The sequence below is a fragment of the Parabacteroides sp. AF48-14 genome (assembly GCF_003477465.1).
GTDB lineage: Bacteria > Bacteroidota > Bacteroidia > Bacteroidales > Tannerellaceae > Parabacteroides > Parabacteroides acidifaciens.
Genome location: NZ_QUDI01000092.1, coordinates 1 through 2,120, shown reverse-complemented (window position 1 = coordinate 2,120; position 2,120 = coordinate 1). Strand labels below are relative to the sequence as shown.

Below are 2,120 nucleotides of genomic sequence, written 5' to 3'. Positions count from 1 at the left end.
GTAGTGCGTAACGATAGTGTGACAACGGTGATCATCCCGGATATAAGGTAATAGTTCAAATCCCAAAAGAAGTGAGTCATGAAGAGACGGGTATTATTAAACAACGAAAAGCACAGAACAGATGTCCCGTATGTTGAAATAGGTGGCGTGAAGTGGGCTACAACCAGCCTTATCACAGATATACAAACGGGAGATAACTATTTTGCGGATCTTCCTGAAACATTTGGAAGCATGTTTCAATGGGGGCGTCGTTATGGAGCACCTTCTTCTGTAAAAACGTGTCAGACTGGACAGATGACGATAAATCAAGGACAGGATTTAAACAACGCTTCTAAGTTGATAGGAAACAATTGGAGTGCTAATCCAGGTCCATATCAATATGCTTGGTGTTCTGAAACAAATTCTGATAGGTATCCAACTTTATGGACTCCAGATAAGGGTCCGTACGATCCCTGTCCTGACGGATGGAGAGTCCCTACTTTTGAAGAGCTTGGAATACTTTATAATGCAAAATATAAGGTAAGAGAAAATCTAAATGGAGTAGATGGATGGTATATAGGTGATAGCCGAGAAAAGTCTATGTTTATTCCTTATCAGCCAAATATGTCATGGAGCGTACCAAATTTGGATTCTACATTCTTGGCATTGTTACCATGTGTTTTAGATACGGATAGAACTACACTTTATTTCGCAATATTAAAATCAAATGAGTTCCAATATCAAAGAGCATTCATGTCTTCTGGTGGGGTAATTCGAGCCGTAAAGATATAGCTCATATCTGTCCAGAAATGAAATAATGAATTAATTAAAAAAAGGAGATAAAACAATGGGAATAACAATGTTAACAAGTATTAACGGGGGGGGGGGGGTAAACACCTCTTAAACCAAGATTTAGACCGACTTTCGGCGGAAAGGAGGTTGGTATGAGAAGGGCACTTATTGGTAAGAAAAAGAAGTTGTTCATACAACGGTTTTATCCGGCTGGCACATACAACTGGCCTGTCCCTCCTGGATGCACAGAGATTGATGTATTCTTAGTGGGTGCTGGAGCTGGTGGCGGAAATGGATACGGGGTATATGGTGGTGGATCTGGGTACACAAAGACATATAAGAAATCAAATACATCTTCCGGGTCCTATAACTCTTGGGTGAAAGATGGGGATGCTATTAGAGTCACGCCAGGACAACAGATTAAAATCGTTGTTGGAAAAGGGGGATTGGGAGGGGTGAATACATCCGGTCGTAATCCCCGATACGGTGAAGATGGTGGAGCTACTTCTGTTACAATAGGAAGCACTACTTATATCGCTGAAGGAGGAAAGGCTTTTAAAGGAGAAACAGATTCAACAGGAAAACAGATATTACCAAGTGGAGGTGTAGCTTGTTCTGCTGCTGGAGGATGGGGACCTGCGGCAGACGCATCTTACAGTGATGGACAACAACCGCCAGAAAGAAGTGGAGTTATTTTAGGAACAAGCCAAGGTCATACAACCAGGGATTTTGGTGAGATAGAATTTGAACCAAATGCCGGTGGTACATCCGGAGGTAAAGGCGGTTATGGTACAAAAAAATACGAGCCGCTTAGATCAACAGGACATACAGAAGGCTCTGGGCAAGATGGATCGAGTTATTCCGGATATGATACTTATGCCGAATCCGAAGGAGGGGCAGGATACGGTGGTGCTGGCGGAGTTGGCGGATGTCATGAAACATCTGGTAGGCCTCATGGATCAGGTAAAGGAGGTGACGGTGGTGATGGAACTGTTGTTATCCGTTATTGGGCGTAGAATAGATTGTATAAACTTAAACTTTTAAAGACATGGTATTAGTAATTATTTCATTAGCAATCATCGCAGCTATACGACTGCGGTGTGCATAAAGGCAAAGGGCGTGCCTTACAGTATTAGCGCTACATATTATTCGCTCGATCACAAACTGATCTTTGGTGCAAGCATGGCACTAACAGCAATGTTCCTGTTTCCGGTTGTATGGGAGCTAAGTACGAGCTTTACAATGCGCTTGTTAGCAATGGCCGCCTGCATCGGCCTAATCGGGGTCGGCCTGGCCCCCGATTTCCGCGATGACTGGATCAACAAGATCCACTGCGGGTCGGCAGCGTT

At 43.5% G+C, this 2,120-nt stretch carries 2 protein-coding genes; both read left to right on the top strand.

Annotated features, from left to right (window positions below; translation table 11 throughout):
- Positions 1 to 78 precede the first annotated feature (78 nt).
- Positions 79 to 771: a hypothetical protein gene (locus DW083_RS21845; RefSeq protein ID WP_115500642.1), complete on the top strand. Its 693-nt coding sequence runs from the start codon at positions 79 to 81 to the stop codon at positions 769 to 771.
- A 152-nt stretch (positions 772 to 923) separates the two neighbouring features.
- Entirely contained in the window at positions 924 to 1,787 is an 864-nt protein-coding gene (locus DW083_RS21840; protein WP_122333820.1) for a glycine-rich domain-containing protein, read from the top strand.
- The last annotated feature ends 333 nt before the right edge of the window (positions 1,788 to 2,120 follow it).

Bases quoted from the DNA above. Each gene is read 5' to 3' on its own strand.
- DW083_RS21840 (WP_122333820.1), top strand. From the start codon at position 924: ATGAGAAGGGCACTTATTGGTAAGAAAAAGAAGTTGTTCATACAACGG.
- DW083_RS21845 (WP_115500642.1), top strand. From the start codon at position 79: ATGAAGAGACGGGTATTATTAAACAACGAAAAGCACAGAACAGATGTC.